1 protein-coding gene is annotated in these 1,253 nt (G+C 60.1%); it reads right to left on the reverse strand.

All coding sequences use genetic code 11. From position 1 onward, the window contains the following. Nucleotides 1-1,182 (reverse strand): CarD family transcriptional regulator (locus tag EN914_RS35885; RefSeq protein ID WP_281034701.1); only part of this gene is annotated, 1,182 nt, incomplete at its 3' end. Nucleotides 1,183-1,253: the final 71 nt, after the last annotated feature.

Here is a 1,253-nt window from a genome sequence, read left to right on the forward strand (position 1 = left end):
GAGCGACACTGCCTCCGGTTCCGAGCCGTAGCGCCATATTTTCCCAAAGTCGTCGACCGGAACCAGCAAGGAAGCCCCGCCATGATATTCCAGCCTGACAACATCCTGGTGCTGACCAGCCAAGTCGACCTGTTCGACCGCCGCGAGCACGCCCAGGCCATGGTCTTCATGGACGACGACGTCGCCGATGCGCAACTCGGGTTCGAGTATGCTTGCGGCCATGCCGGCATCCGCCTTCAACGCAGGGCCAAACAGGTCGGCTGCGGCGACCATCGCGATACCGGATTGCGCGTCGACAAACCCTTCATCGAGGACGAAGCCAGCCTTGAGAAGAGAGCCTCTCGCGGCGGAAAGTATTTGCGGTAAGTCGACCGCTTCCTCAGCCCGCCGGCCTAGCTTTCTATTGAGCAGGCGATCTGCTCGCTGCAGTTCAGAGGCATCGCCGGTCAACACCACCCTGGCCCCGGCGCTTGTCTGCCTTGTCACGAATTCAGCGATTTCGTACCCGGGCCGGGCCTGGCGAAAGAATTTGGGAACTCGCTCGGCAGAAACGGCAAGTCTCGTGGAGCGGTTGCGCACGGAAGCATCCCACTCTTCACGCGACAGGTAAAATTGTTCCGGCAAAGGTTTCTCGCGCCCGGCAGCCTCCTGCCTGGCACGGCGTGCATCCTCGATCAGGTCCAGAATTTTGTCGAGCGGCTGCCCGTCGATCCCTTCAAGGAAGGAGATCGAGGCGCTCGACGCACTGTCGAAGACAGATGGCATCGCGCCAAATAATGCGACCAGGCGCTCTTCCATCGACGTCGCGCGCATCGCTGTCAGCTCAGGATGATCACCAGCTTTAAACATCAGCTCGGATGCCGGTCCGACAGCAATCGAGTCTCGAACCTGGTCGCTGAGCTGACTGATCGGATCGTAGGTTTTGAGCTCTCGAATGCAGCTGTCTGGGCCAAGGACGACGCGAACGGGGTCCTCCGCGCCAGCGGGGAAGATGTCCATGAGATCGCCCCGAAAAGCTATTTCACCCGGTTCGTCGACCCTCTCGTCGACGACATAGCCAAAAGCTTCGGACCTTGTTCTGAAATCATCCCGGTCGAACTTTTGTCCCACCTCCAGAATTGCGAAACCGCCAGCAATGACCTGGGCGGGCGGCACCCGCTGCAGACTGGCTTCGATCGACATTACAGCGATGCGCGCACGATCGGGCTTCGTTGCCATGTGACACAACGCACGAAGCCTCCGCCCCATATTGG

This window comes from Mesorhizobium sp. M7A.F.Ca.CA.001.08.2.1, from assembly GCF_003998455.1.
Lineage (GTDB): Bacteria > Pseudomonadota > Alphaproteobacteria > Rhizobiales > Rhizobiaceae > Mesorhizobium > Mesorhizobium ciceri.